This window comes from Pseudoalteromonas sp. SA25 (assembly GCF_011378705.1).
GTDB classification, from domain to species: Bacteria; Pseudomonadota; Gammaproteobacteria; order Enterobacterales; family Alteromonadaceae; genus Pseudoalteromonas; species Pseudoalteromonas arctica.
The window spans coordinates 157,291-182,423 of the sequence record NZ_WTKV01000009.1; the positions used below are offsets into that span (position 1 = coordinate 157,291).

The 25,133-nt window shown below is 38.2% G+C and carries 22 protein-coding genes; 13 read left to right on the forward strand and 9 right to left on the reverse strand.

Features of this window, described 5'->3' with window-relative positions; all coding sequences use genetic code 11:
* Window positions 1-136: 136 nt before the first annotated feature.
* Entirely contained in the window at window positions 137-2,914 is a 2,778-nt protein-coding gene (locus GQR45_RS09775) for an ATP-binding protein (protein ID WP_165725778.1), read from the forward strand.
* Between the two features lie 52 nt (window positions 2,915-2,966).
* Here the strand turns inward: GQR45_RS09775 and GQR45_RS09780 are convergent, their stop codons facing one another.
* Window positions 2,967-3,239, reverse strand: a complete 273-nt coding sequence (locus GQR45_RS09780) for an oxidative damage protection protein (RefSeq protein WP_007582954.1) — start codon at window positions 3,237-3,239, stop codon at window positions 2,967-2,969.
* A gap of 35 nt (window positions 3,240-3,274) precedes the next feature.
* Window positions 3,275-4,336 (reverse strand): A/G-specific adenine glycosylase, encoded by a 1,062-nt coding sequence (gene mutY, locus GQR45_RS09785; RefSeq protein WP_024594521.1) that lies wholly within the window; start codon window positions 4,334-4,336, stop codon window positions 3,275-3,277.
* A gap of 161 nt (window positions 4,337-4,497) precedes the next feature.
* Here mutY and trmB point away from each other — a divergent pair, with 161 nt between their 5' ends.
* From trmB to arcA, 4 genes are all read left to right on the forward strand, one after another.
* The gene (gene trmB / locus GQR45_RS09790) at window positions 4,498-5,223 is read left to right on the forward strand and encodes a tRNA (guanosine(46)-N7)-methyltransferase TrmB (protein WP_007582957.1); all 726 of its coding nucleotides are present in this window, start codon (window positions 4,498-4,500) and stop codon (window positions 5,221-5,223) included.
* A 66-nt stretch (window positions 5,224-5,289) separates the two neighbouring features.
* On the forward strand, window positions 5,290-6,315 hold the full coding sequence (locus GQR45_RS09795) for a methyltransferase (protein ID WP_165722087.1): 1,026 nt from the start codon (window positions 5,290-5,292) through the stop codon (window positions 6,313-6,315).
* A 151-nt stretch (window positions 6,316-6,466) separates the two neighbouring features.
* A complete protein-coding gene (locus GQR45_RS09800) occupies window positions 6,467-8,071 on the forward strand; it encodes a HAMP domain-containing sensor histidine kinase (protein WP_007582962.1) in 1,605 nt (534 codons plus the stop codon).
* A 491-nt stretch (window positions 8,072-8,562) separates the two neighbouring features.
* Window positions 8,563-9,279 carry a two-component system response regulator ArcA gene (gene arcA / locus GQR45_RS09805; protein ID WP_002962549.1) on the forward strand — a complete coding sequence of 239 codons (717 nt, stop codon included), beginning with the start codon at window positions 8,563-8,565 and terminating at the stop codon, window positions 9,277-9,279.
* A 16-nt stretch (window positions 9,280-9,295) separates the two neighbouring features.
* Here the strand turns inward: arcA and arcB are convergent, their stop codons facing one another.
* Window positions 9,296-11,614 (reverse strand): aerobic respiration two-component sensor histidine kinase ArcB, encoded by a 2,319-nt coding sequence (arcB, locus tag GQR45_RS09810; RefSeq protein WP_165725779.1) that lies wholly within the window; start codon window positions 11,612-11,614, stop codon window positions 9,296-9,298.
* Between the two features lie 232 nt (window positions 11,615-11,846).
* On the opposite strand from arcB, the gene folE2 reads away from it, so the two are divergent.
* The 4 genes from folE2 to ampE all read left to right on the forward strand — a co-directional run bounded on the left by folE2 (window position 11,847) and on the right by ampE (window position 15,255).
* Window positions 11,847-12,767: a GTP cyclohydrolase FolE2 gene (folE2, locus tag GQR45_RS09815; protein WP_024589695.1), complete on the forward strand. Its 921-nt coding sequence runs from the start codon at window positions 11,847-11,849 to the stop codon at window positions 12,765-12,767.
* Between the two features lie 116 nt (window positions 12,768-12,883).
* The gene (locus GQR45_RS09820) at window positions 12,884-13,480 is read left to right on the forward strand and encodes a DUF2726 domain-containing protein (protein ID WP_007582968.1); all 597 of its coding nucleotides are present in this window, start codon (window positions 12,884-12,886) and stop codon (window positions 13,478-13,480) included.
* Window positions 13,481-13,602: 122 nt separating this feature from the next.
* The gene (mtnN, locus tag GQR45_RS09825) at window positions 13,603-14,310 is read left to right on the forward strand and encodes a 5'-methylthioadenosine/S-adenosylhomocysteine nucleosidase (RefSeq protein WP_024589694.1); all 708 of its coding nucleotides are present in this window, start codon (window positions 13,603-13,605) and stop codon (window positions 14,308-14,310) included.
* Complete coding sequence (ampE, locus tag GQR45_RS09830; protein WP_024594516.1) at window positions 14,311-15,255, forward strand: regulatory signaling modulator protein AmpE; 945 nt, start codon at window positions 14,311-14,313, stop codon at window positions 15,253-15,255. It abuts the gene before it with no gap.
* 74 nt (window positions 15,256-15,329) lie between these two features.
* Here the strand turns inward: ampE and tyrS are convergent, their stop codons facing one another.
* Entirely contained in the window at window positions 15,330-16,529 is a 1,200-nt protein-coding gene (tyrS, locus tag GQR45_RS09835) for a tyrosine--tRNA ligase (protein WP_007585427.1), read from the reverse strand.
* A 322-nt stretch (window positions 16,530-16,851) separates the two neighbouring features.
* Here tyrS and GQR45_RS09840 point away from each other — a divergent pair, with 322 nt between their 5' ends.
* Entirely contained in the window at window positions 16,852-18,165 is a 1,314-nt protein-coding gene (locus tag GQR45_RS09840; protein WP_165725780.1) for a peptidoglycan DD-metalloendopeptidase family protein, read from the forward strand.
* A gap of 74 nt (window positions 18,166-18,239) precedes the next feature.
* Here the strand turns inward: GQR45_RS09840 and GQR45_RS09845 are convergent, their stop codons facing one another.
* From GQR45_RS09845 to GQR45_RS09865, 5 genes are all read right to left on the reverse strand, one after another.
* Entirely contained in the window at window positions 18,240-18,416 is a 177-nt protein-coding gene (locus GQR45_RS09845) for a hypothetical protein (RefSeq protein WP_007583822.1), read from the reverse strand.
* Between the two features lie 13 nt (window positions 18,417-18,429).
* Window positions 18,430-19,401, reverse strand: a complete 972-nt coding sequence (locus GQR45_RS09850) for an aldo/keto reductase (RefSeq protein WP_024589692.1) — start codon at window positions 19,399-19,401, stop codon at window positions 18,430-18,432.
* A 142-nt stretch (window positions 19,402-19,543) separates the two neighbouring features.
* Window positions 19,544-20,674, reverse strand: a complete 1,131-nt coding sequence (locus GQR45_RS09855; protein ID WP_002961942.1) for a sodium ion-translocating decarboxylase subunit beta — start codon at window positions 20,672-20,674, stop codon at window positions 19,544-19,546.
* Between the two features lie 13 nt (window positions 20,675-20,687).
* Entirely contained in the window at window positions 20,688-22,469 is a 1,782-nt protein-coding gene (gene oadA / locus GQR45_RS09860; RefSeq protein WP_165725781.1) for a sodium-extruding oxaloacetate decarboxylase subunit alpha, read from the reverse strand.
* Window positions 22,470-22,480: 11 nt separating this feature from the next.
* Window positions 22,481-22,723, reverse strand: a complete 243-nt coding sequence (locus GQR45_RS09865) for an OadG family transporter subunit (protein ID WP_007583814.1) — start codon at window positions 22,721-22,723, stop codon at window positions 22,481-22,483.
* Window positions 22,724-23,242: 519 nt separating this feature from the next.
* Here GQR45_RS09865 and GQR45_RS09870 point away from each other — a divergent pair.
* From GQR45_RS09870 to GQR45_RS09880, 3 genes are all read left to right on the forward strand, one after another.
* Window positions 23,243-23,416 carry a DUF1328 family protein gene (locus tag GQR45_RS09870; protein WP_002961939.1) on the forward strand — a complete coding sequence of 58 codons (174 nt, stop codon included), beginning with the start codon at window positions 23,243-23,245 and terminating at the stop codon, window positions 23,414-23,416.
* Between the two features lie 58 nt (window positions 23,417-23,474).
* Window positions 23,475-23,666, forward strand: coding sequence for a hypothetical protein (locus GQR45_RS09875; protein ID WP_007378921.1), 192 nt, complete (start codon window positions 23,475-23,477; stop codon window positions 23,664-23,666).
* Window positions 23,667-23,794: 128 nt separating this feature from the next.
* Entirely contained in the window at window positions 23,795-25,120 is a 1,326-nt protein-coding gene (locus tag GQR45_RS09880; RefSeq protein WP_165725782.1) for an IS4 family transposase, read from the forward strand.
* Window positions 25,121-25,133: the final 13 nt, after the last annotated feature.

Consider the following 25,133-nt stretch of genomic DNA (forward strand, 5'->3'; position numbering starts at 1 on the left):
CGGGCTATAACTATAAATAAATATAACTAAATCAGACTAAAACCGTAGTGAATTATTTTTTGTAAATGTTACGATTAGCTTAGATACGTACGATAGGGACTTATCGTAGTAAAAACACATCAATTGGAAACAATCAATGCAGAGTAAATTCTCATCGCCAGTTAAAGGCTTACTGCCACTTTTTTTAATCATTAATATTGCTGTAACAGCGCTCGCTATTGTTGCCCACTCATTTTATACACAAACTGAAGTTAAGACAGCCCAACCAGTATCATCTATTAATATTGTAACGCTTGCCGATAGATTAGACTTACCTATGGTTGATGCATTAACTATGTATGGTCAAGGTAAAGTAAAACAGTTACTTGATTTAACCTCCTTATTAGACGGTGATTTTGAATATACTCTATATCGCTTCAATGCTACATCAGATACTCAGTTGGTATATAGCAGCAGTAAACCAGCCATCGCTTCTGTTAAAACTGAAAAGCACTTAAAAGAAGAAGGTATTCTGCATCACCTACTATTGTTAAACGATCAACCCATTGGCGAGCTTATTATTAAGCAAAACATACCAGCCACGCCTTTAAGCGCTCAAGATTCTCAAGTTATCGCTTACATCATCGCGATAGCGAGTGTTGCTGCATTATTTATACTTACTTTAATGTTTAATATGTACATTAATACGCGCTTACGTAAAAGTACTGACACTCTTACTCAAGAGTTACAGGCAATCACTGAAGATGCTAATTACAATAGTAATGTTGATGAGCAACTTGATATTGGCTTAGGTGTAGTAGCAAAAAACATCAACTTATTGCTACAAAAAGTACAAACTGCAATGAGCGAGAATGACTCTGCACAAAAAGAGCTTTATAAATTACAAAATGGCCTAGAAGCCGAAGTGCAAAATCGTACCTTAGCGCTTGAGCAAGCCACATTAAAAGCAGAGCGAGCAAGCGAAACTAAAACAACATTCTTAGCAACGATGAGTCACGAAATAAGAACACCGATGAATGGTGTTATAGGTACTATTGATTTACTGCGCCAGACCGAACTTGATGGCGCTCAGCATCGTTTAAGTACGATTATTCGTGAATCAGCATTTTCGTTATTGAGCATTTTGGATGATATTTTAGATTTCTCTAAAATTGAGGCTGGAAAGCTAAATATTGACCCGATCCCATTTTCGGTAACCGATACTATTGAAGAAGTTGCTCGTGTGCTCTCATCTGTTGCTAAAAAACGTGAGCTTGATTTAGAGCTAGCAATAGCACCAGATATTCCTATAAATCTTACCGGTGATAGCGTACGTGTACGTCAGGTTCTTTATAACCTATGTAGCAACGCAATTAAATTTACGAGCACTGATGAAAAAACCCAAGGGCATGTAAAAATATCAGTAGAGGTGGTACATAATACGACTGATCACTTTACCTTACGCTTTTGCGTAACTGATAACGGTAAAGGCATGTCGCAGGCACAACTACGCGAAATATTTAATCCGTTTATTCAAGCCGAAAATTCGATTACCCGAGAATATGGAGGGACAGGTTTAGGTCTTTCTATTTGTAAAAGCTTAACTGAGCTTATGCTAGGTACTATTCATGTAACTAGCCATACAGGAATTGGCAGTGAGTTTACTGTTGAACTGCCGTTTAGCACATCGGGTAGAATTAAGTACGCACACAAAGGTGCATTAAATGGTAAGCAAATTGTTGTAGTTAGTAATCACCTAGAACGTGAAAAAACAATGTACCGTTATTTATCGTTTATGGGCGCTAAAATAGTTTATGCACACACAGAAGAAGAAATTGAAGAGCATCAACATTCGCAAGATATTATTTGGGTGGCTGATGGCATAGACAATATGGATAAAACAAACGCGCTGCTAAGACGCTTATTTTATTCATTAGAGGATTATAACCAACAAGTTGTTGTACTAAGTAAGCTGGATGAAGCGGCTATAAATCATAATAATATTTTTTATATTAATGCCTCTCCTTTATGTAAGTCTAACTTTATGCTGTCTATTTTAGTCGCTGCAGGTTTGCATACACCTAAACAAATTAAAAAAACCAAAACACTTAATAACTATTTAAATGTTGAGCAAGCTCGTAAATCAAACAAATTGGTTTTACTTGTTGAAGATAACCTTCTAAACCAACAAGTGCTGACCGATCAATTACACATACTAGGTTTTGGCGTTGAGATAGCAAACAACGGTGAAGAAGGCTTAGATATGTGGAGAAAAGGTGATTACTCACTTATTTTAACCGACTTACACATGCCTAAAATGTCGGGTTACGATATGGTCGAAAAAATCCGTAACGAAGCAGAGCTATTAGAATCAATTGATGCACAGCCTTACATTATTGCTGTAACAGCAAACGCACTTAAAGGCGAAAAAGAGCGTTGCTTAGCCGTAGGTATAAACGACTTCATTACCAAACCTATAGAGCTAAACGCGTTAGAGGACACTTTAAAACGCTGGAGCGATAAGCAAAGCCAAAACCCAAATGTAGTTATTCATCAAACCATGGCGCTACCTATTGATATGGAAGCAGTTGCTAAATATGTAAATGGTGACGAAGCTAAACAGTTACGCTTTTTCAAAATGTATTTAGAACAAAGCCAAGGGCTAATTAAGGGAATTAATTCAGGCGTTATGGTTAACGATTTAGATGAGATTATTGAAGGGTGTCATCAATTAAAATCGATCTCTAAAACAATTGGTGCCCAGACGGTGGCTGAACTTTCAAGTGCATTTGAAGATAAATGTAAAAAAGGTGAACTCACTACCGATGAATTAATAGACTTAAGAGATAAGTTAGAAATTGAATACTCTAAAGCAGCTCAATTTTTAAAAGAACAAATTAAAATCTCTGAGCAAGAAGATGAGTTAAGTGATTAAATAATCGCACACAAAAAAAGGGCTATTTAGCCCTTTTTTTATGTTCAAAATATTATTTTTCAGGCGGTCGATAACCTTCAATTTCCACATCTTTGTTTTCAAACAAAAAGCCAACCATTTGCTCTTCTAAAAATGTGCGGTGCTCTGGGTCCATCATATTTAAATGCTTTTCGTTGATAAGCATTGTTTGCTTATGCTGCCACTGACCCCACGCTTCTTTAGAGATGTTATTAAAAATCTTTTCACCAACTTCACCAGGGTATAACTGAAAGCCAAGCCCTTCGGCTTCTTTTTGTAACTTTTGACAAAATACTGTACGTGCCATGATTGATTCTCTCTAACGCTAAATATGGGGCTATTCTATACTATTGCTGTAATTTGTTTAACCAACTTTTTAGTTGGCGCTGCTAGGCCAACCTCTATTGATTGATCAAGCGGATACCACACTAATTGTTTGTCATTTACTACATCAGGAATGTTCTTAACATTGAGCACATGCGGATTAATCTTCAGCTCAAAATGTGAAAACACATGAATAAACGCTTCAAGCTCTACTAAGTTGGCTTCTAATCCTTGCTGAGCTAAAAATATTTGAAGCTCCTCGTACTCATTAAATTCAAAAAAGCCAAATAGTCCTCCCCAAATACCGCTGTTAGGGCGTTTTTCCATAAGCACTTTATCGCCGCACTGAATAATTAACTGATGACAACTCTTCTTCGGCACTGCTTTTTTAGGTTTAGAATGTGGAAACTCTTTTACTTTACCTGCATTAAAAGCACCACAACCTGAATTTAATGGGCAAGCCTCACAATCAAAACGACTGCGTGAGCAAACACTCGCACCTAAATCCATCATAGCTTGATTAAATTCGGTGACATTATTTTTAGGTGTTAATTGCTCTGATAAATGCCAAAGCTGGTTTTCGACTTTTTTAACACCGTACCAACCTTCTATCATAAAGTAGCGCGCTAAGACTCGCTTAACATTTCCATCTAAAATTGGATGATGCTGTCCAAGCGACAATGACAAAACAGCACCCGCTGTAGAGCGCCCTATTCCGGGTAAATCCATTACCTCATCAAGCGTTTGTGGAAATTCGCCTTGGTATTTGTCACGCACTATTTTAGCTGTTTTATGTAAGTTACGCGCACGAGCGTAATACCCTAAACCGGTCCAGTGATGCAGTACTAAATCTTCATCAGCATCGGCTAAAGCAATAATATCTGGAAAGCTTTGCATAAATTTTTCAAAATATGGGATAACAGTAATAACTTGAGTTTGCTGGAGCATCACCTCAGACACCCACACTTTATAAGGTGTTTTACCCAACTGCCATGGAAGTGTTTTACGCCCATGAAGGTGATACCAATCAACGACTTGATTAGAAAACGAATTAGACTGTTCTTTATTTAAATCCAACATATTGTACTTTTACTGATGCTCAATGGCGGCTCAGTCTATTGTAGTTAATAAAAAGATCAAGCTATAGGGCGTGTAAAACCAGCTAATACTTGTGATTGCGGGCTCGGTCAGGGATAATATGCAACCATTTTTAAACACATTGTTTTTGTCAGGCCAATAATATGAGTGAATCAAGCAACACTAACCTTGAGCAAGCTAAGCAAGAAGGTAAATACATCCGCACCATTCGCAGTTTTGTAAAACGCGAAGGTCGATTAACCAAAGGCCAAGCCGCTGCAATCGAAAAATGCTGGCCAACAATGGGCCTAGAGCATAAAAACGGTATGCTTGATTTAAGCGAAGTTTTTGGCAACAACAACGATGTAGTAGTAGAAATTGGTTTTGGTATGGGTAAATCGCTTGTCGAAATGGCAACAAATGCCCCTCACCTAAACTTTATTGGTATTGAAGTACACCGCCCAGGCGTTGGTGCTTGTTTAATGGATGCCGATGAAGCAGGCATTACTAACTTACGTATTTTTGAACACGATGCAGTTGAAGTACTTGCAGACTGTATACCTAATGAAAGCTTAACAACACTACAGTTGTTTTTCCCTGATCCTTGGCATAAAAAGCGTCACCATAAACGCCGTATCGTACAAACTGAGTTTGTTGAAAAACTAAGAGCCCAACTGAAAATGGGTGGCGTTTTTCATATGGCAACAGATTGGGAAAACTATGCAGAGCATATGCTCGAAGTAATGAATGTAGCTCCTGGTTTTAAAAACCAATCAGAAACAAACGATTATGTTCCACGTCCAGATTTGCGCCCGCTTACTAAGTTTGAGCAGCGCGGACATCGCCTAGGTCATGGCGTGTGGGATTTAATGTTTGAACGTACTGAGTAATTTGTAACTTTAAGCACTCACTTTTATTTTTGATAAAACTAAACATACTGTAAGGCAAAGCCATTTATGAGCGTACTAACCAACCCAAGTTTACTGTTACTTCGTAATAGCGAGGCACTAACGGGCAAATCTATCTTGGTGGTCAACTTTGTTCAAGATGGCTTTTTAACAGAGCTTAAAAAACTTAACCCGCAAAGCAAGGTAACTGCATTTAGCTACAACCATGCTAACGGTGAGTTTGCTAAAAACACCAAAGACGTTGAGATTTGTGTAAATCACACAATACCTGGTAACGGCTACGATTTAGTTATTCTTTACTATCCTAAATCAAAACCTGAGTTATTAATGGCGCTTGATAATATTCGATCTGCTATTACTGACGATGCCGAACTATTGGTGGTAGGTGAAAACAAAAGTGGTGTTAAATCAATTGAAAAGCAATTAGCTGGTAAAGCTGAGTTTAGTAACAAAATTGATTCAGCTAAGCACTGCGTTCTTTACTCATTTGCTGAGATTACCCAGCATCCTGACTTTGATATTACGACCTACCATAAAAAGTTTGTTGTTAATGTTGCCGACACCGAGTTTACAGCTATTAGTGTCCCAGGGGTGTTTAATCACGGTAGTTTAGATATGGGAACGAAAGTTCTACTCGAAAACGCACCGACAATTAAGCAAGGTAGGGTTCTCGACTTTGGTTGTGGTGCAGGTTTAATAGCAACCTTTTTAGGGCTGCATAATCCAGCACTTGAGTTTGTGTGTAGTGATGTAAGTGCACTGGCAACTTACGCAACACAGCAGACCCTAAAGCTTAACAGCATCAAAGGCGAAGCGATATTAAGTGACGGCCTTAAAAGCATTACCGGTAAGTTTGATTTAATTATTAGCAATCCACCTTTTCATACAGGTATTGCAACCGACTACACAGTAGCAGAAACATTTTTAGCAAATGCAAAACAGCATTTAACTAAAGTAGGAAAGCTGAATATTGTTGCTAACAGCTTTTTAAAATACCCGCCTATTTTAGAAACGCAATTTGAAAGCTACCAAACGGTATTTAAAAATAACAAGTTTGCCGTATATAGCAGCTAGTATTATTTTTAAAAATGCTTGAGTGCAAACGCGCTCAAGCTAACCTTCGCATAAATATAAGAATTAATTTAGCTTTTTTCCTTCATTTTCTCCCGTCTTTGCTAAACTAAAATTCTAAATAATCAAAATTAATTCAGGCGATAACGAAATAATGCCTAAAAAAGTTCATCAAAGTAGCATTCGCAAAGCACTCATAAATTTAATTATGCTTATTACAGCTATTTGCTTGTCGCTATCTATTTCGATATCTACTTATTTAAGCGTAAAAGAGCAAAAGCAATTAATCATTAATAAACTCGTCATACTTTCTGAAATTGTAGCTTTTGATGCTGGTAAATCAGTAGTTGAAGATGATAGAAAAACAGAAGAAAAACGCCTCAAGTCATTTGAAAATATCCCCCTTGTAAAAAACATACATATTTATTCAATAGAAAAAGCATCTCAAAAACCTGTTTTTTTTATTAGCTTTAATGCAAAAAAAACACCTCCAGTACCACTAAGAATAGACAGTGTTGATGAGCTAAAAACGCCACGAATTACGAGCGATCATATTGAACTAACCCGCCCTATTTACGATAACGAAAAGTTGGTAGGTTATGTATATATGCGAGGGAGCCTCGAAAGTTTAGAGACTTATATTGAGAGAAAAATATTAATAGACGTGCTATTAACTCTATTAATTTTAATCGTTGTTTACTTTATTGCTATAAAAGTTCAACGACGTATAGCCAAGCCAATAGAGCAGTTAAGCATGCTATTGCAGGATGTATCTAAAAATCATAACTATGATGCACGCGCGCCAATAACCGATGTAAAAGAAATAACCGCTCTTTCAAATAGTTTAAATATCATGCTTACACGTACCAAAAAGCAACTTGAGCGCCACGAAAAAGATAAACAAGAAATAAAACAACTAAACCAGAGCCTTGAAGAAAAAGTAAACCAGCGAACAATCGCTCTCAGAGAAGCAAATCAAGAGCTTTTATCAACCCTTGAGCGAATGCATCAGTACCAAACGCAAATTGTTGAAAACGAAAAAATGGCATCGCTTGGGCAAATGGTTGCTGGGGTTGCCCATGAAGTGAATACACCAATAGGGCTAGGTATTACAGGCTCTACATTACTTCGAGATAAACTGGCAGATATACAGCAAAGCTTTGACGATAAAAAACTTACCTCAAGCCATCTAAAACGCTTTATAGATGAAGGTATTGAAAACTTAGACTTAATTTATCGTAATCTAAATCGTGCCGCAGACCTGATATCTAACTTTAAAAAAGTGGCCGTTATTCAAGACGACGGTGTTAATACCTATATTAATGTACATAAATTAATAAGTGATGTTTTAACATCGATTCAATCTGAACTACTGCCTAAAAAGCCTGTCGTTATTATTAACTGTCCGACCGACTTGGCTATTCATAGTAAGTCTGAACCTCTGCAACAAGTGTTTCAGCAGTTGCTTATGAACTCTGTGATCCATGGATTTATAGGTAAAGAAAATAATGAAATTCGCTTTGACGTAGAACTGGTAGGGAAAAAATTAACAATAGTTTATTCTGACAATGGTCAAGGCGTTGATAAAAACATTAAAAATAGAATTTTTGACCCGTTTGTAACTTCAAAGCGCGGACAAGGCGCAAGCGGCTTAGGCATGCACTTGGTCTACAACCTAGTAACACAAGCACTTGGCGGAAGAGTTATGTTTGATCTTGAAGAAAAACACGGTGCTCGCTTTATAATTACTATTCCTTAAATAAAGATCACTAAAAAGTGCATATATTTAAAATTTATCCTTGAATTAGCATTTAATGACCTCATTAATGAGGCATGTGATAAGCGCGTAACATTATTTAATTGCATTAAATAATTATTACCAAGCGATTTATGAACTTTTTTATCTTTGCTGTATCACATACATTGATGAAAGGTTAGAAAGTGATATAGTTTTGCTTTGAATTAGTCTGATTATTTTAAGTACCTTGTTTGATTGAATGATGTATCAATTATTAAAGGAAAATGGCTTCGACTTTATGATTCAAATAGCTACATCCACGTATATATCAATTAAACAGTAGTTTTTGCACTGCCCTTTTTAGTAGACTTTGGACACCCTACTGTTTTATTTTTATCCAATTTGTTTTTTCCTTGTTAACAAATGGGTATAATCCTATAATCTCTAGTAATCGGTTATAAATTCGTCACCGGTTTTTTTATAAATAAAATATTCCAAAAGGTTAATTAATAATGCAAACGCCAGTCATTCTAATCGTAGAAGATGAAGACGTAACTCGACTGAACCTAGTTAGTTTATTTGAAGCTGAAGGGTACAAAGTTATTGAAGCCATTGATGGCGATGATATGCATGACAAGCTTACAAATAACGATGACGTTAATCTTGTAGTTATGGATATCAACCTTCCTGGTAAAAACGGTCTTATTTTAGCCCGTGAATTACGCCAAAAGCGTAAAGTAGGTCTTATATTCCTAACGGGTCGTGACAACGATGTTGACCGTATTTTAGGTCTTGAAATTGGCGCAGATGACTACGTTACTAAGCCATTCAACCCGCGTGAATTAACTATTAGAGCTCGCAACCTTATTACTCGTACTGCTTTAGGCGGTGAAGAGTCAGCACTAGAAACAAATGGTGTTATTACGTTTAACGGTTGGGAACTTGATGAAAATAGCCGTTGTCTTACTTCTCCAAATGGCGACGCTAAACGTTTACCAAAAGGTGAGTACAGAGCACTTCGTTTAATGCTTGATTCTCCAGGTCGTATTTTTAGTCGTGAGCAATTAATCAAGCACATGACAGGCCGTGAGCTTCGTGCAAATGACCGTACTGTTGATGTTACTATTCGTCGCATTCGTAAGCATTTTGAGAGTGATAACTCAACGTCAGAGTTAATCAGCACCATCCATGGTGAAGGTTACCGTTTCATTGGTAAAATTGACGCTTAATTAGAGCTAATTAGTTTTACTCTAATTGCTGTAAAAATAAATGAAGGGCTTTTTGTCCTTCATTTATTTTATCTGCTAAAACATCTAACCACTGTTTTAACATTTCATCAGGTTCATCAATCGCACCATGCTCCATTATTTTGGCATGAAGCTGCACATTATTTAAACCTACCGATCCAGCCGCACCTTTAAGTTTATGCGCTACTGATTCATACTCTTCTCTATCGCCGGTATTTAATGAGGTAAGTAATTCTTGCTGATATTGTGGACTTAGCTTTTCGAATAACTGACTACTGCGTCTAAATACAACCAAGCCCATCGAATTTACAAAGTCTTCTATTGTTTCAATATCTAATAAGTGTGCATCAATGCCCTCTAGCGCCTCTTCACTTACTTTTAGCTGTGGCTCTGTGCACTCACTTTGCTTAATGCCAAATAAGTCAGCCAGCATTTTATCAAGCTTGACTGTGTTAATTGGTTTAGCCAACGCACCTTGTATTGATATACCTTCAAGCTCTTTTTCAGCACTGCGTACATTGGCAGTTAGAGCAACAATAGGTAATTTATCGAAGTGGCTATCTGAGCGTATTTGTTTAGCAACCACATCACCGTTTATATCTGGCAATTGCATATCAAGTAGTACTAAATCTAAGTCATCTTCGGTTTCGACAAACGAGAGTGCATCTTCACCGGTTTCAGCCCATAACACTTCATGGCCGCGTTGCTCTAATAGGTTTGTAGCAATTTCGGCATTAAGAGGCACATCTTCTACTAGTAGAATATACAAACCACGGCCAACATAACTTTGCTCTGTTGGTGCAACACATAAACTAAGCGGTATTTGCACTGTAAAACAACTTCCTTCGCCTTCAGTACTATTTACCGTAATTATCCCTTTCATTGCACTTACAAGTGCCTTGGTTACAGCTAAACCAATACCTGAGCCTATTGCGTTAGTGCCTTTTAAATCCGGCGCTTTGTAATACATATCAAATATATGGGCAAGCTGCTCTGGTGGAATACCTTGACCGGTATCTAGTACCTTAATAACTAACCATGGGCCTTCTACACGATTTTCTCTGCTGCATTCGAGTGTTACTTTGCCTTGCTGAGTAAACTTAACGGCGTTGTTAATTAAGTTCCAAACAACTTGGCGTAATCGAGTCGGATCGAGCTGCGCGTAAACATCAAGTATGCCATTGCGCTTAATATCAAACTCAAGCTCTTTTTGCTCAGCTATTAAGCCTGCAAAATTAACTACATCGTTTATAAAGTCTGACACATTAATAGAATTGGTTGCTATATCGAGCTGATCTCTATCTATTTTATCTAAATCTATAATATCGTTAAAAATATTGCCGAGTGTTTCAGCACTCGAAAAAATAGTATTGCCCCAACTACGCTGCTGCTTATTAAGCTCTGTGTCTAATAACATACGCGTTAAACCAACAATGCCATTTAAAGGAGTACGTAGTTCATGGCTCAGCGTAGCAATAAACTTACCTTTGTCTTTATAGGCAGTTTCGAGTGCTTGTGCTGCTTCTTTACGGCTAGTGATATCACGTCCAAAACCCAGTAAACCAATGTAGTCACCGTCATCATTTATAAAAGGTAATTTACGCAGCTCAAACCAACGTGTTTCACCATTTACTTCATAGCCTACATCTATAGTTAGTGCTTTATGGCTTTGCTCTACTTCTTTATCGGTTGCCAAAACTTCAGCTAAAAAATGACTCGGGAATATCTGCTCAACCGTTTTTCCTATTAACTCACTACTTGATTTTCCCATTACCTCTTCAAACATTTTATTACAGCCGGCAAATACACCGTTGTTATCGCGGTAATAAAATAGATCGGGAGATGAATCAACGATTGAGCGTTGCAACATACTTTGTTGGGCAAGTTCTTGTTGTGTTTTTTTACGCTCAGCAATTTCTCGGCGCAGCTCTTCAATAGCGCGATGCTTGGCATGAAATGCCATTTTACGCTCATCAATTTCAATATTTAAACGACTAATGTTGTCTTTTAGGGTTTGGTTTAAGAGCTTCTCCTGCTTGGTTGCGCTATCTAAATAAGCATACGAGGCATCTAATTGACGAATTGAATTAAGTAATACACTTATAATTAAAGGAGAAACTACAGCCGTAAAAAATACCACAGCCAAAATATCAACAAGGTGTAATTCGCCTATCGCAACATAATAAAACATGCTCGATAAAATAAGAGATACAGTTAAAAATAAAGTGTAACAAATAGCTGCGGTTTTAAATTCACCAAATCGCGTTATTGAGCTGGAAAGTACCCGAGCCCAAGGGCTCAAAGAATAATCGGTCATACGTAATTTTATCTCTTAGCTGTGTGCTTAAATATAAAGAAGGCAATGCGCATGTATAAACATACCATTTTCCCAGATTTTAGCATTTTTCTCCTACCACTACCCATGTTGTGCGATAAAAACAGAATTTTTCATGTTTGATTTTGCTCATCTCTTAAACTCATCATTTCAGCAATAAATTATTTAGTGTAAAATGCCCCGCTTTATTATCTCCAAAATACGAGTAGCGCACATGCAAACCAATATGCCAGATATAGCAGACACTGCACCCGCTTTACAAACAGGTAAATTAGACTGGGTTGGCATGGGCGAAATCGAACTGCCATTTATTTTTGAGTCACGAGACTTATCTCCAGTTACAGTAAATGCCAAAGCTCGTGCATTTGTAAATTTGCATAAAGAAGATGCCAAAGGCATTCATATGTCACGTCTATTTTTAGCACTTGACCTGCTTTCAACTGAGCAGCAAGTCAATCCGCAAACAATAGCGCAAGCACTCGATACTTTTATAACTAGCCACGAAGGGCTGAGCGATAAAGCACAAATTGAATTTAAATTTGAATTACCGCTACGCCGTAAATCACTATTAAGTGGTAAAGCGGGCTGGAAAAGCTACCCAGTTGTACTTACCAGTACAATTGAAAATAACATTATTAGCTACGAGCTAACCGTAGATGTTACCTATTCTTCAACATGCCCTTGCTCTGCAGCACTTGCACGCCAGCTTATACAAAACGCGTTTAACGAAAAGTTTAACCAAGAAACCTTAAGCCAAAAAGATGTGCACGAATGGCTAGGCACTACACAAGGCATAGTTGCTACACCTCACTCGCAGCGCTCTATTGCCAACGTAAAAGTAAAGCTTGATAGCAATATTCAAGAATTTGACGTAGTGACTCTAATAAACACCCTCGAAGCTGAACTTAAAACACCGGTACAAGCGGCAGTAAAACGCGAAGACGAGCAAGAATTTGCCCGTTTAAATGGTCAAAACCTTATGTTTTGTGAAGATGCAGCGCGTAAAATTAAAGCGTTGTTGGAAACAGATAATTACAGCGATTACTGGCTGCAAATAAACCATTATGAATCACTCCATGCACACGATGCTGTAGCTATTGCGGTTAAAGGTATTGAAGGTGGATACAAAGCTTAATAGCTACATAGTTTTAGCTTTTATAAACAGTTGGTAATTATTTTATAACTCATACTTTTTAGGCACGTAAATTGCTTTATTTGAGCAGTGTCAATTTGTTGTTATGGAGTTACCGTATGGAATTCGCTTTATTATTAATTCTAGTATTAGTTGTCGGGGCTTCTGTTGTTGCGTCAAAATTTAATGACGATGGCGGAAACCCGTATCCTTTTACCCGCAAGCAAACTGTTTTTACGCAGGTTGAAGGCGCTTTTTTAAATCTTCTCGAGCGTGCTGTAGGCGATCAATATAAAATTGTTAGTCGCGTTAAGCTAATTGACGTTATTGACTGTAAGCAAGGTCTTTCTATTAAATCTAAACGTGCTGCTTTAGCTAAAGCTAAAAATAAGCAACTCGACTTTGTATTAATCGATAAAGAAAAACTAACTATTGTTGCGGCCGTTGACCTAGTTAACAATGCTAATAAAGATGGTCACAAAGCTCAACGCGACTGGTTTGTAAACGGTGCACTAGAGTCTGCGGGCATTCCACATATTCGTATGAAAGTTAAATCAGGCTACCGTCCTTCTGAAGTACGCGATGCAATTATGTTTAAACTTGGTAAGCCTGCAGCAACACAAACGCAGCGCCCTGTTCGTAATCGCTCACATAAGCCAGCGGTACTTTCACCTTCTCAAGCCAAAGCACAAACAACTGCTTTAGCTGAAATTTAAAAACCAAATTAAATACTCTCCTAAAAAGTATTTAAAGCGAGCTCATAAACAAGCTCGCTTTTTTGTTTTTTATTGCTAACTTCACGTATAATCAAGTGATTCAAACTCAGGAATTAAACATTATGAATGTTGGTATTATTGGCGCAATGGAGCCAGAAGTTAAAATTTTACGTGAAGCGATGCAAAACCCACAAATTTTAACTAAAGCAGGTTTCACTTTTTATACTGGTGAATTGGCTGGTAACACAGTAACACTTGTTCAATCTGGTATTGGTAAAGTAGCATCAACAATTGCAACTACCTTACTAATTGACAACTTCAAACCTGATTGCGTAATTAACACAGGCTCTGCCGGTGGATTCGATCCTTCTCTAAGTGTTGGCGACGTAGTAATTTCGTCAGAAGTACGTCATCACGATGTAGATGTTACTGCTTTTGGCTACGAAATTGGCCAAGTACCACAAATGCCAGCAGGCTTTACAGCTCACCCTAAATTAGTTGAAGCAGCACAACAAACAATCGAACAAATCAGTGATGTTAAAACACTTGTTGGCTTAATTTGTACTGGTGACACATTTATGTGTGACCCTGTGCGTATCGATAAAGCACGCAGTGATTTTCCTACAATGCTTGCCGTTGAAATGGAAGGCGCTTCAATTGCACAAACGTGTTTTACGCTTAACACACCATTTGTTGTAATTCGCTCAATGTCTGATATTGCAGGTAAAGAGTCACCACAATCATTTGAAGAATACCTAGAAACTGCATCAATCAACTCATCTAAAATGGTTGTCGCACTTTTAGAAAAGCTAACTGCAGTGTCTCTGTAAATGCTTAGCAATATTGTTCAAAACCACTTGGACTTTATTGCCTTCATACTAGCGCTCCTTGCTGAGCGCTTTATTCCCCTTATTAGCTGGTATCATCCTAATACAGCGTTAAATGCTGTTTTTAGTGCTATTGGCAAGCGCATATACAAAAGCAAAGAACCTAAAAGCTATCAATATTTGGCAGCTATACTCGCAAGCACGCTCATTTTAAGTGTCATTCTCATTATTGTAGTGCTACTACTCGAGTTTGCTTTTTACCCTGAATTACTCGCTGGCCTTATTTTATACTTATGCTTAGAAAGTAAGAGTATTGATAAAAAAGCACTTCGCATTGCAAAGCTAACTAAACAAAATCAAAAATCGACAGCACGCGAATTACTAAAACCACTGCTTGCCCGTGAAGTTAATAGGCTTTCATCTCCTGGTATTATCAAAGCATTAATTGAAAGCTTAATACTGCGCACTGCTCGATACTATTTCGTAGTTATATTTATATTTTTAGCCTTTGGCCCTATTGCGGCCCTCGCCTATCGATTACTTACTTTAATACAACAAGCCTGGCGTAGTGACATATCCCCAAATAGCTACTTTTTAAAACCGCTTAAAACTCTCTTGTTTATTATTGAGTATATTCCAATGCGCTTACTCGCTTTAACTATTGCAGCAAGTAGAGCGAGCAAACAAAGCATGCACTACATAAAGCATTATGGTAGACATTTTTATCAAACAAATACAGGTTGGCTACTAAGCACATGCTCTGCATCACTTGGCGTGCAGCTGGGCGGGCCTGCAGTTTATTTGGGTACTCGCTTTAATAAAATGCGTATAGGTACTGATAGACTACCTACACCCGAGGATGTACCTGTAATAATTAATAGATTAAATCAGGCGCGTGTATTTTGGTTGTTAGTAATTGTAAGTATCGAAATATTAAAAGTGATTTAGTGACTATTTACAGATCCCAAAATACGAGCACAAAAAAACCAGCCTAGGCTGGTTTTTTAGTTTTCAAACGGTATTTAAGCTACAGTGATGTTTGCAAACTTACGTTTACCTACTTGGTAAATAGCTGTTGTGCCTTTTGCTATTTCAAGTTTGGTGTCAGTGATTTTATCTTCACCGTTAAGTTTAACTGCACCTTGCTTAATCATACGCATTGCTTCTGATGTACTTACTACTAAATTTGCTTCTTTAAGCAAGTTAGCAATTAAAATAGTATCTTCTGCGATAGTGATTGTCAGCTCAGGGATTTCATCTGGTAACGCTTTTTTCTGAAAACGCTGAATAAAATCATCATGTGCACCTTGTGCATCAGCTTCACTATGAAAACGAGCAATTAACTCTTTAGCTAGTTCTATTTTAATATCGCGCGGGTTAGTACCTTGCTCAACACGTTCTTTTTGAGCTGCAATTTCTTCAATAGAAAGCGCGCTTAATAAATCGTAATAACGCCACATTAGCACATCACTAATTGACATTATTTTACCAAACATATCGTTTGGCGCATCAGTAATACCAATGTAGTTACCAAGCGACTTAGACATTTTTTGAACGCCGTCAGTACCTTCAAGTAATGGCATCATTAATACTGTTTGCGGCTTTTGACCTTCAACTTTTTGTAGCTCACGGCCCATTAACAAGTTAAAGCGCTGATCAGTACCGCCCAGTTCAACATCTGACTCTAGTGCAACCGAATCCCAACCTTGTACCAGTGGATATAAAAACTCGTGAATTGCAATTGGTTGACCGCTGCCGTAACGCTTTTTAAAGTCATCTCGTTCAAGCATGCGCGCTACAGTTTGGTTTGCAGCAAGTTTAATCATGCCTGCAGCGCCTAACTTTTCCATCCAAGTAGAGTTAAATGCAACAGTGGTTTTAGCAGGATCTAGAATTTTGAATACTTGTTCTTTATATGTTTCGGCATTGGCTAGTACGTCTTCGCGAGTAAGTGGTTTACGCGTTACGTTTTTACCTGTTGGGTCACCAATCATGCCAGTAAAGTCACCAATTAAGAAAATAACCTCATGACCTAAATCCTGAAAGGTTTTCATTTTATTAATGAGTACAGTGTGCCCTAAATGTAAATCAGGGGCTGTAGGATCAAAGCCAGCTTTTATTTTTAGCTTTTTGCCCGACTTTAGTTTTTCAACTAGTTCGTCTTCAATTAATATTTCTTCTGCACCGCGTTTTATCTCTGCTAGAGCGGTTTGTAAATCCACTTTGTGTTACTCCAAAATTCTGCCTACGAAGGGGCGGACTAGTTACTTGTAATCACGGTTTAATATAGGTTTAAACCGAATATATATATGTAGCTAACATAACAAATTTCTACCTAATTAAAATAACTTTTTAAGTTATTAATGCAACTAAACAAAATGAATTGAGTCTTAGTTAGATAGGACGTTAAAAAAGGCTTCTTAACCCTGATTTTAGCGTAGTTTAAGGTTAGTTTAAATCTACAAAGCACTAGTATTCGTACATTATTAAGTATATCCTGCAATATTATGTATTTATTATCTTGACAGCAGAAAAAGGCACGTTATGGTTCACGTGGTTAACACTCTCCCAAAAAAACACAAATTGCTTATTTTAGGTTTAGTTTCTGCTATTGCCGGCTTGGCATTTCTTCCTTCTGAAAAAGCGACTGCTTCTAAAGACAATAATGCAGATGCATTAGAGATAGGCAAGCGCTATGAGTTACAAGTTAAAGTTGATGACAACGAAAAATTAACTGAGTTAAATTCAGAGCAAGCAGCAGAAAAATTACCAGAATACGACTTTGTCGATCATAAAGTTAAAAATGGCGACAATTTAGCAATTATCTTCAAACGTGCTGGTTTTTCAGCTCAAACGCTCCATAAACTAATTAACACTAACGCAGAAACGCGCAAGCTAACTAAAATTCACCCCGGTGAAATACTTAGCTTTGCGACAGCTGAAGATGGCTCTTTGGCTCAACTGCGCTATGTAATTTCAAAAACCGATACTTTATTTGTTACCTTAAATGAAGAAGGTAACTACGATACAGCTATTGATAGTAAAGAAATTGAAACGCTAACCAAAACCGCTGGCGGCGAAATATCTAACAACTTTTGGACCTCAGCAATAGCGGCTGGTTTAAGCGAACGTCAAATAATGAACTTTGCTGACATATTTGGTTGGGATGTTGATTTTGCAAACGACATTCGTAAAGGCGATGTGTTTGGCTTAATTTACGAGTCTCACTATGTTGATGGCGAGTTTATTGGTACCGGTAAAATTATTGCCGCTGAATTTGTAAACCAAGGTCAGCGCTTTGCAGCGATTCGACATACCGATGGCAATTTTTATACGCCTGAAGGGCGTAGCATGAAAAAAGCATTTTTACGTGCACCTGTAAGCTTTAAGTATATTAGTTCGAGCTTTAATCCTCGTCGCTTACACCCAGTTACTGGGCAAGTTAGAGCGCACCGTGGTATTGACTTTGCGGCACGCACTGGCACACCGGTGGTTGCATCAGGTAACGGTAAGGTAGTTAAAGCGGGTTACAGCAAGTACAACGGTAACTACGTATTTATTAGCCATGGCACACAATATGTAACTAAGTACTTACACCTAAATAAGAAACTAGTTAAAACGGACCAAAAAGTTAAACAGGGCCAACAAATTGGTACTGTAGGTTCTACGGGTCGTGTTACTGGCGCGCATTTACACTATGAATTTTTAGTAAATGGCGTTCACCGTAATCCTAAAACAGTAAAACTTCCTAAGTCAGAGCCACTACCTCGCTCAGAACTTGCTAAGTTTAAACCGATTGCAGATAACTTTATTGCCCAACTTGAGCGCAATCGCGAGCTACAGTTAGCACTTAAATAAAGTTTATTAATAAACATTAAAAAAGCCTTTGCAGGTTAAACCTGCAAAGGCTTTTTTGTATACGCTAAAAACCATTAATACATTAATACATAAATGAGCTGAATAACTAAAGACACCATCACTAATGGCCAAATATATTTGCTGTATTTGGTTGCACCGTTGAGCCCTATTTTACTTTGATATTTTTCAAGCAGTGGAATAAGTATCGCTAGCGCGACAAACAAACCAATTAAAATAACGAATATATTCATATCAATGCCCTACTTATGGTAGCTCATGGCCTTTAGCGCTTACATAAAGTGCATACCAATGCTCACGAGTTAGTTGTACGTTTACAGCATCACAAGAGGCTTTAATACGCTTGGCATTAGTTGTTCCAATAATAGGCTGAATAGATGCGGGATGGCGCAGTAACCATGCAATAACAATAGCCTCAGCAGAAGTATCATAAAGTGCAGCCAGCTTATTAACTAAAAGACTGGTGTTTATATCAGCCTGCGATGCGTTTGATAAATCACTGCCGCTGTATAATCCTTGGCATAAACTGCCCCAGCTTTGAATTTGAATTTCAAAATGGCGACAGTACTCAATACTACCGGGCGTAAAATTAAGATCCTTACCGTCACTGTTACCGGCATATACACCTTCATCAACAAACTGATGTTTTTGTAAACTTGCCTCAATTTGATTAGCCACAATCGGCATATCAAGTGCATGCTGTAAAAAATTCATTTGGTGTTGCTGCATATTCGATACTGCAAAATTGCGTACTTTACCGCTTTCTTTTAAGCAACTAAATATACGAGCAATTTCGTTAACTTCCATGAGTGGATCAGGGCGATGCAGCATAAGTACATCTAAATAGTCTGTATTTAATCGTTTTAATGATGCTTCAACTGATTGCTCAATCCACTTTGATGAAAAATCATAGCGCTTTGGCCCTAAGTCATCTTCAAAACGAATCCCACACTTAGATTGAATATACATGTGCTCTCTAAGCTCTGGTCGCTCGCTTAATGCTTTACCAAAAACCTGCTCCGCTTTACCAAAAGTATAAATATCAGCATGGTCAAAAAAGTTAATGCCACCTTCAATAGCGCTATCTATGCATTCATGAGTTTGCTTAACATGTGCATCAGTGATTGCGTCTTTATTCCAACCGCCGCCCAGACCCATGCATCCGAATACAAGTTTACTAACATGAGGTAAGTGCTTTGCTAAAGGTGTGTGAAGCATGATAACTATCCTTAAAATTTTGAAGAGCTGTTACTGTAAACAAAAAGCGCTGAACAAGAAACCATTTAGCGGTGAACAAATTAAGAACAAAAAAAAGCGCAGTAAACTGCGCTTAATGGTTAATCTATTTTAAATTACATTTTTAGCCAACGAGTGCTAACAATATGCCCGCAGCAACTGCACTACCAAGTACACCCGCTACGTTGGGTCCCATAGCATGCATAAGTAAAAAGTTATGTGGGTTACTTTCAAGGCCAACTTTATTAACTACTCGTGCCGCCATTGGCACAGCCGATACACCTGCTGCCCCAATTAATGGGTTTATAGGTGTTTTAGATATGCGGTTAAGTCCTTTTGCCATAAATACGCCAGATGCCGTACCAATTGCAAAAGCCAGTGCGCCAAGCACTAAAATACCAATCGTCTCAACAGTTAAAAACTTATCTGCAGCAAGCTTTGAGCCTACAGCTAAACCTAAAAATATAGTTGTAACATTGATGATTTCGTTTTGAGCACTGTTACTTAATCTATCAACAACACCCGACTCTCGCATTAAGTTACCTAAACAAAACATACCTACAAGCGGTATAGCAGCCGGTAAAAACATAGCCGTTAAACTAAGCACCATAAGAGGGAAAATAATCTTTTCCTTTTTAGATACTTTGCGAAGCTCTGGCATCTTAATTTTACGTTCTTCTGGGGTTGTTAACGCACGCATAATTGGCGGTTGAATAATTGGTACAAGAGCCATGTATGAATATGCGGCTACCGCTATTGCACCAAGTAAATCAGGTGCCAGTTTTGATGCTAAAAATATTGCTGTTGGCCCATCGGCACCACCAATAATGGCAATAGCTGATGCATCCTGTAGGGTAAACTCAAAACCTGGTACATAATTTAATAATATTGCGCCAAACAAAGTAGCAAAAATACCAAACTGTGCAGCCGCACCTAATAACAACATACGTGGGTTTGCAATAAGCGCGCTAAAGTCGGTCAGCGCCCCTACTCCCATAAATATTAATAACGGAAAAATCCCCGTATCAATACCCACGTAATAAACGTAATACAAAAGCCCACCTGGGTCTGACAAACCTGCCACTGGTACATTTGTTAAAATTGCACCAAAACCAATAGGTAATAATAATAGTGGTTCAAAGCCTTTAGCTATCGCTAAAAACAGTAATAAACACCCTACCGCAATCATAATTAATGATGGGATTGTAAAGTTAGCAATGCCAGTAGCATTCCAGAGGTTTAAAATACCTTCCATCCTCTATTTACTCCTAAGCTAATGCAATCATAGCGTCGCCGGTAGTTACAGCATCGCCTTCACCAACTAACACTTCAGCAATTGTTCCGGTATGCGTAGCGCGTATTTCAGTTTCCATTTTCATGGCTTCCATAATAATCACTACATCACCTTCGTTAACAACTTGCCCAGCTTTTACCTTAATCTTAAAAATATTACCGGCTAAAGGGGCATTAAGTGTTTCACCTGATGCAACTGAAGCAGACTGAGGAATGTGCTCAGAGTCTTTTAATGTTACTTCTTTTAGCTCACCACCTTGCGCCACTACTACGTCGTAAACTTTACCATCTACTTTTACGCTGTATTGCTCAGCTTTAACGCTACTATTATTTGATCCCGATTTTGGTGCTGCCTTATTGCTCTTATCTTCAACGGTAGGAATAGGCTCAAATGCATCAGGGTTATTACGATTTTTAATAAATTTCAAACCAACCTGCTGAAACAATGCATAAGTTAGTACGTCATCAATTTGCTCATCAGCAAGTGTTAAACCTTGCTCTTGCGCTTCTTTTAATAATTCAGCTTCAAGCGTTGCAAGCTCTGGTGCAATGTTATCTGCAGGGCGACAAGTAATAACCTCTGCTCCATCAAGCACACGCTCTTGTAGCTCTTTATTCATTGGTGCTGGTGTTAAGCCATATTCACCTTTTAATACGCCAGCAGTTTCTTTAGTAATTGTTTTATAACGCTCACCGGTTAGCACGTTAAGTACTGCCTGAGTACCTACAATTTGCGACGTGGGTGTTACTAAAGGTAAAAAACCAAGATCTTCACGTACGCGTGGGATCTCAAGTAAAACTTCATTAAGCTTATCTGCCGCGCCTTGCTCTTTAAGTTGGTTTTCCATGTTTGTAAGCATGCCACCAGGTACTTGAGCGAGTAAAATACGACCATCAACCCCTTTTAAGCTACCTTCAAATGCCGCATATTTTTTACGTACATCTCTAAAGTAAGCAGCAATTTCTTCTAGATGGTTTAAATCAAGGTCAGTATCGCGCTCAGTTCCTTCAACTATCGATACAATAGTTTCAGTTGCTGTGTGTCCGTAAGTCATACTCATTGATGAAATAGCGGTATCAAGCATATCAATGCCTGCATCAATCGCTTTTTGATAAGTCGCAGTACTTAAACCTGTTGTAGCGTGGCACTGCATAGCAATAGGAACCGATACGGTTTCTTTAAGTGCTTTAATTAGTTTTTCAGCATCGTACGGCTTTAATAAACCCGCCATGTCTTTAATACAAATTGAGTGACAGCCTAAATCTTCTAATTGCTTAGCAAGAGTCAGCCACATATCAAGCGTATGAACAGGACTTACTGTGTACGAAATAGTACCTTGAGCATGTGCGCCTACTTTTATAGCCGCTTTAATCGCTGTTTCTAGGTTACGTACATCGTTCATTGCATCAAATATACGAAATACGTCAACGCCATTTTTATGTGCGCGTTCTACAAACTTTTCAACTACGTCATCAGCGTAATGGCGGTAGCCTAATAGGTTTTGACCGCGTAATAGCATTTGCTGTTTAGTATTAGGCATCGCTTTTTTAAGCGCACGAATACGCTCCCAAGGATCTTCGCCTAAATAACGAATACACGAATCAAATGTAGCACCGCCCCACGATTCAATAGACCAATAACCTGCATCATCTAGCTTGCTAGCAATAGGTAGCATATCGTCTAGGCGCATACGTGTTGCGAGCAATGATTGGTGCGCATCGCGTAATACCAATTCTGTTAATTTTAATTTAGCCATGTGTGTGCCCCTTATTTATTATTTGATTTGTACTGAGCAATGGCAGCACTAATAGCAGCGATGTGCTCATTAGGCACACCTTGAGATTTAAAAGACGGTGATTTAGCTGGTGATGCCTCTGGTTCGCTATAGCGCGTCACCAAATTAGACATAAGCGTTACTGCACCAATTAATATCGACAGAAATACAAACACTCCAACCATGCCAGTCAGCATTAAGCTACCAGCCGTTGTGAGTAGAGCACCTATATCCATTTTTCTCCCCCTTGAAACCCATATCGAAAATAAAAAATCGATTTAATTAAATATTTATTCACTGGATAATAACAAAACTAGTCGCTTTGTCTACATCTTGTAAATTGGTAAAACCAATTAAACTATAAACAACATAACACTCAACAAATTTACATGCCATAACTCAGCAATCATGCGCCCTACAATACATACAGAAAATAACGACTATAGCTAATAGTTATATGGAAGTTGTTAATTAACTATTCAACTTAATAAAAATAACCGCCAAATTTTATAATAAGTACAAAAACACACATCAATTGTTAATTGGTCTTACCAAAAATATTATTTTTAGTGAATATTTACCGGTAACTTGTAACAGTGTGAATAACTTACATAACAAAGCGTAAAAATTACTAACTAACTAATAACTAAAAACACAGTTAAAAACCATAACCACTTGATATGAAACAAAAATAAACTTTGGCATATAACTGGCATTAGTTATTATGAGCAAATTTGATAACCAAGGAGAAAACAATGTTACGCTGGACAATTACATTTTTAGTTATTGCTTTAATCGCTGCAGTGTTAGGTTTTGGTGGCATCGCAGGTGCCGCAGCTGGTATAGCAAAAATTATATTTTTTATATTTTTAGTACTTTTAGTGATCTCATTAGTTTCAGGTGCACTACGTGGTAAATCACCCAGGTAGATAAAGCATTCAACTAACAAACACTAAAATTTAATTAATACTTACAAGGAATTACATTATGAATTCAACAACTGTAAAAGCAGCATTAATCGGTCTATTCGCAAGTTTTTTCATCATGGGTTGTGAAGATAACCATGCAGAAGATGCAGGCGAGCGTATTGACGAAGCAGTAACTGACGTGCAAAACAAAGTAGAAGATGCATGTGAAAATGTTAAAGAAGGCGTAAACGCTGAAGAAACTAACTGTTAATTCTTCTTGTATCGCTAAAAAACGGCCTTAGGGCTAACACCGATCAGTTAAGGTATTTTTGATCGGTTGACCGATCTTTTGGTTGCTTCACAATACCCTTATCATCTTTTGATTATGAGGGTATTTTTATGCTTAGTCATTGGTTACTTGATACGGATATATTCGCCACTCCTGACTCTTTATCTACATTTCAGAAACATATCCCTCTTGAGTGGATTTCTAATGTGCTCGAACAGACCGATAAAGCAAGTATTCGCAAACGTAAGTTACCTGCTGAGCTTGTCGTCTGGCTTATCATTGCAATGGGTCTTTTTCGCGACCGCTCTATTAGTGACGTTGTTGAGAAGTTAGATTTAACACTCACTGATACCCTGGGCGATACGGTTGCTCCAAGTGCTATTCCTCAAGCGAGACAGCGCCTGAGTAGCGACCCCCTCCAAGCCTTATTTCACCTATGTGCAGCCCATTGGACACAAGAAGAAGATGCTGATGATACGTGGTATGGACTCCGGTTATTTTCTGTCGATGGAACGCAATTTCGTGCACCCGATACACCAGCTCTTGCTGAGCACTTTCACTATATTAAGCACAGTAAAAACCGTCATACAGAATATCCTATTGTACGCCTATGCGCCTTAAGCTCCTTGCGTAGCCGGTTGATACACCACGTTGCCTTCGGGCCCAGTTATCAAGGTGAGGTGAACTACGCAAAGCAGTTATTTGGTCATGTAAGTGATAACAGTCTAACTATTTTTGACCGATGTTATCTCAGCGCTGAGCTACTGATTAATTGGCGTAAGCAACACCCACAGTCGCACTGGATGGTCCCGATTAAAAGCAACACGCAATACACCGTCATTGAATCTTACTCTGAGCATGACTTCAAAGTAGAGATGAGTGTATCTGCGCATGCCAGAAAACAAGACCCTTCGCTTCCTGAGTGCTGGCAGGCCAGACTGGTTCTTTATCCTGAGCCAATGGGGCCTGGAAAAATAAAAGGTCTGCTGTGCTCTTTGGATGATAAACAGGCTTTTGGTGCACAGGCCATTCTTGATGTCTATTTCGAGCGCTGGGAAATTGAAAATAGCTATGGAGAAATAAAACACCAGATGCTTGAGGATAGTATTCTTTTGCGTAGTCAGACTGTGGATGGAGTCAATCAAGAGCTATGGGGTATATTGCTAGCCTACAATTTAATTCGAGTAGAGATAAGTCGAATAGCCAAAGAGGCTAAAGTCTCCCCGCTGAGAATTAGTTTTGTCATGGCTTTGCGGGATATACAGGATGAAATACTCTGGTGTGCCATCGCTTCGCCAGGTTCAATTCCAAAGAAATTAAGGGCAATGCGAGAACGAGTGAAACGTTATATTCTTCCAGAAAAAAGAAAACGGCCCAAAAGTAGGACCGTTCGAATTTCAAAAACTCGGTACACCATTAAGTCAAAGCATGCTTAACTGAATGGTGTTA

Excerpts from the sequence above, each read along its gene's own strand:
- GQR45_RS09775 (WP_165725778.1), top strand. The coding sequence starts at position 137 with ATGCAGAGTAAATTCTCATCGCCAGTTAAAGGCTTACTGCCACTTTTT.
- GQR45_RS09780 (WP_007582954.1), bottom strand. The coding sequence starts at position 3,239 with ATGGCACGTACAGTATTTTGTCAAAAGTTACAAAAAGAAGCCGAAGGG.
- mutY (WP_024594521.1), bottom strand. The coding sequence starts at position 4,336 with ATGTTGGATTTAAATAAAGAACAGTCTAATTCGTTTTCTAATCAAGTC.
- trmB (WP_007582957.1), top strand. The coding sequence starts at position 4,498 with ATGAGTGAATCAAGCAACACTAACCTTGAGCAAGCTAAGCAAGAAGGT.
- GQR45_RS09795 (WP_165722087.1), top strand. The coding sequence starts at position 5,290 with ATGAGCGTACTAACCAACCCAAGTTTACTGTTACTTCGTAATAGCGAG.
- GQR45_RS09800 (WP_007582962.1), top strand. The coding sequence starts at position 6,467 with ATGCCTAAAAAAGTTCATCAAAGTAGCATTCGCAAAGCACTCATAAAT.
- arcA (WP_002962549.1), top strand. The coding sequence starts at position 8,563 with ATGCAAACGCCAGTCATTCTAATCGTAGAAGATGAAGACGTAACTCGA.
- arcB (WP_165725779.1), bottom strand. The coding sequence starts at position 11,614 with ATGACCGATTATTCTTTGAGCCCTTGGGCTCGGGTACTTTCCAGCTCA.
- folE2 (WP_024589695.1), top strand. The coding sequence starts at position 11,847 with ATGCAAACCAATATGCCAGATATAGCAGACACTGCACCCGCTTTACAA.
- GQR45_RS09820 (WP_007582968.1), top strand. The coding sequence starts at position 12,884 with ATGGAATTCGCTTTATTATTAATTCTAGTATTAGTTGTCGGGGCTTCT.
- mtnN (WP_024589694.1), top strand. The coding sequence starts at position 13,603 with ATGAATGTTGGTATTATTGGCGCAATGGAGCCAGAAGTTAAAATTTTA.
- ampE (WP_024594516.1), top strand. The coding sequence starts at position 14,311 with ATGCTTAGCAATATTGTTCAAAACCACTTGGACTTTATTGCCTTCATA.
- GQR45_RS09840 (WP_165725780.1), top strand. The coding sequence starts at position 16,852 with ATGGTTCACGTGGTTAACACTCTCCCAAAAAAACACAAATTGCTTATT.
- GQR45_RS09845 (WP_007583822.1), bottom strand. The coding sequence starts at position 18,416 with ATGAATATATTCGTTATTTTAATTGGTTTGTTTGTCGCGCTAGCGATA.
- GQR45_RS09850 (WP_024589692.1), bottom strand. The coding sequence starts at position 19,401 with ATGCTTCACACACCTTTAGCAAAGCACTTACCTCATGTTAGTAAACTT.
- GQR45_RS09855 (WP_002961942.1), bottom strand. The coding sequence starts at position 20,674 with ATGGAAGGTATTTTAAACCTCTGGAATGCTACTGGCATTGCTAACTTT.
- oadA (WP_165725781.1), bottom strand. The coding sequence starts at position 22,469 with ATGGCTAAATTAAAATTAACAGAATTGGTATTACGCGATGCGCACCAA.
- GQR45_RS09865 (WP_007583814.1), bottom strand. The coding sequence starts at position 22,723 with ATGGATATAGGTGCTCTACTCACAACGGCTGGTAGCTTAATGCTGACT.
- GQR45_RS09870 (WP_002961939.1), top strand. The coding sequence starts at position 23,243 with ATGTTACGCTGGACAATTACATTTTTAGTTATTGCTTTAATCGCTGCA.
- GQR45_RS09875 (WP_007378921.1), top strand. The coding sequence starts at position 23,475 with ATGAATTCAACAACTGTAAAAGCAGCATTAATCGGTCTATTCGCAAGT.
- GQR45_RS09880 (WP_165725782.1), top strand. The coding sequence starts at position 23,795 with ATGCTTAGTCATTGGTTACTTGATACGGATATATTCGCCACTCCTGAC.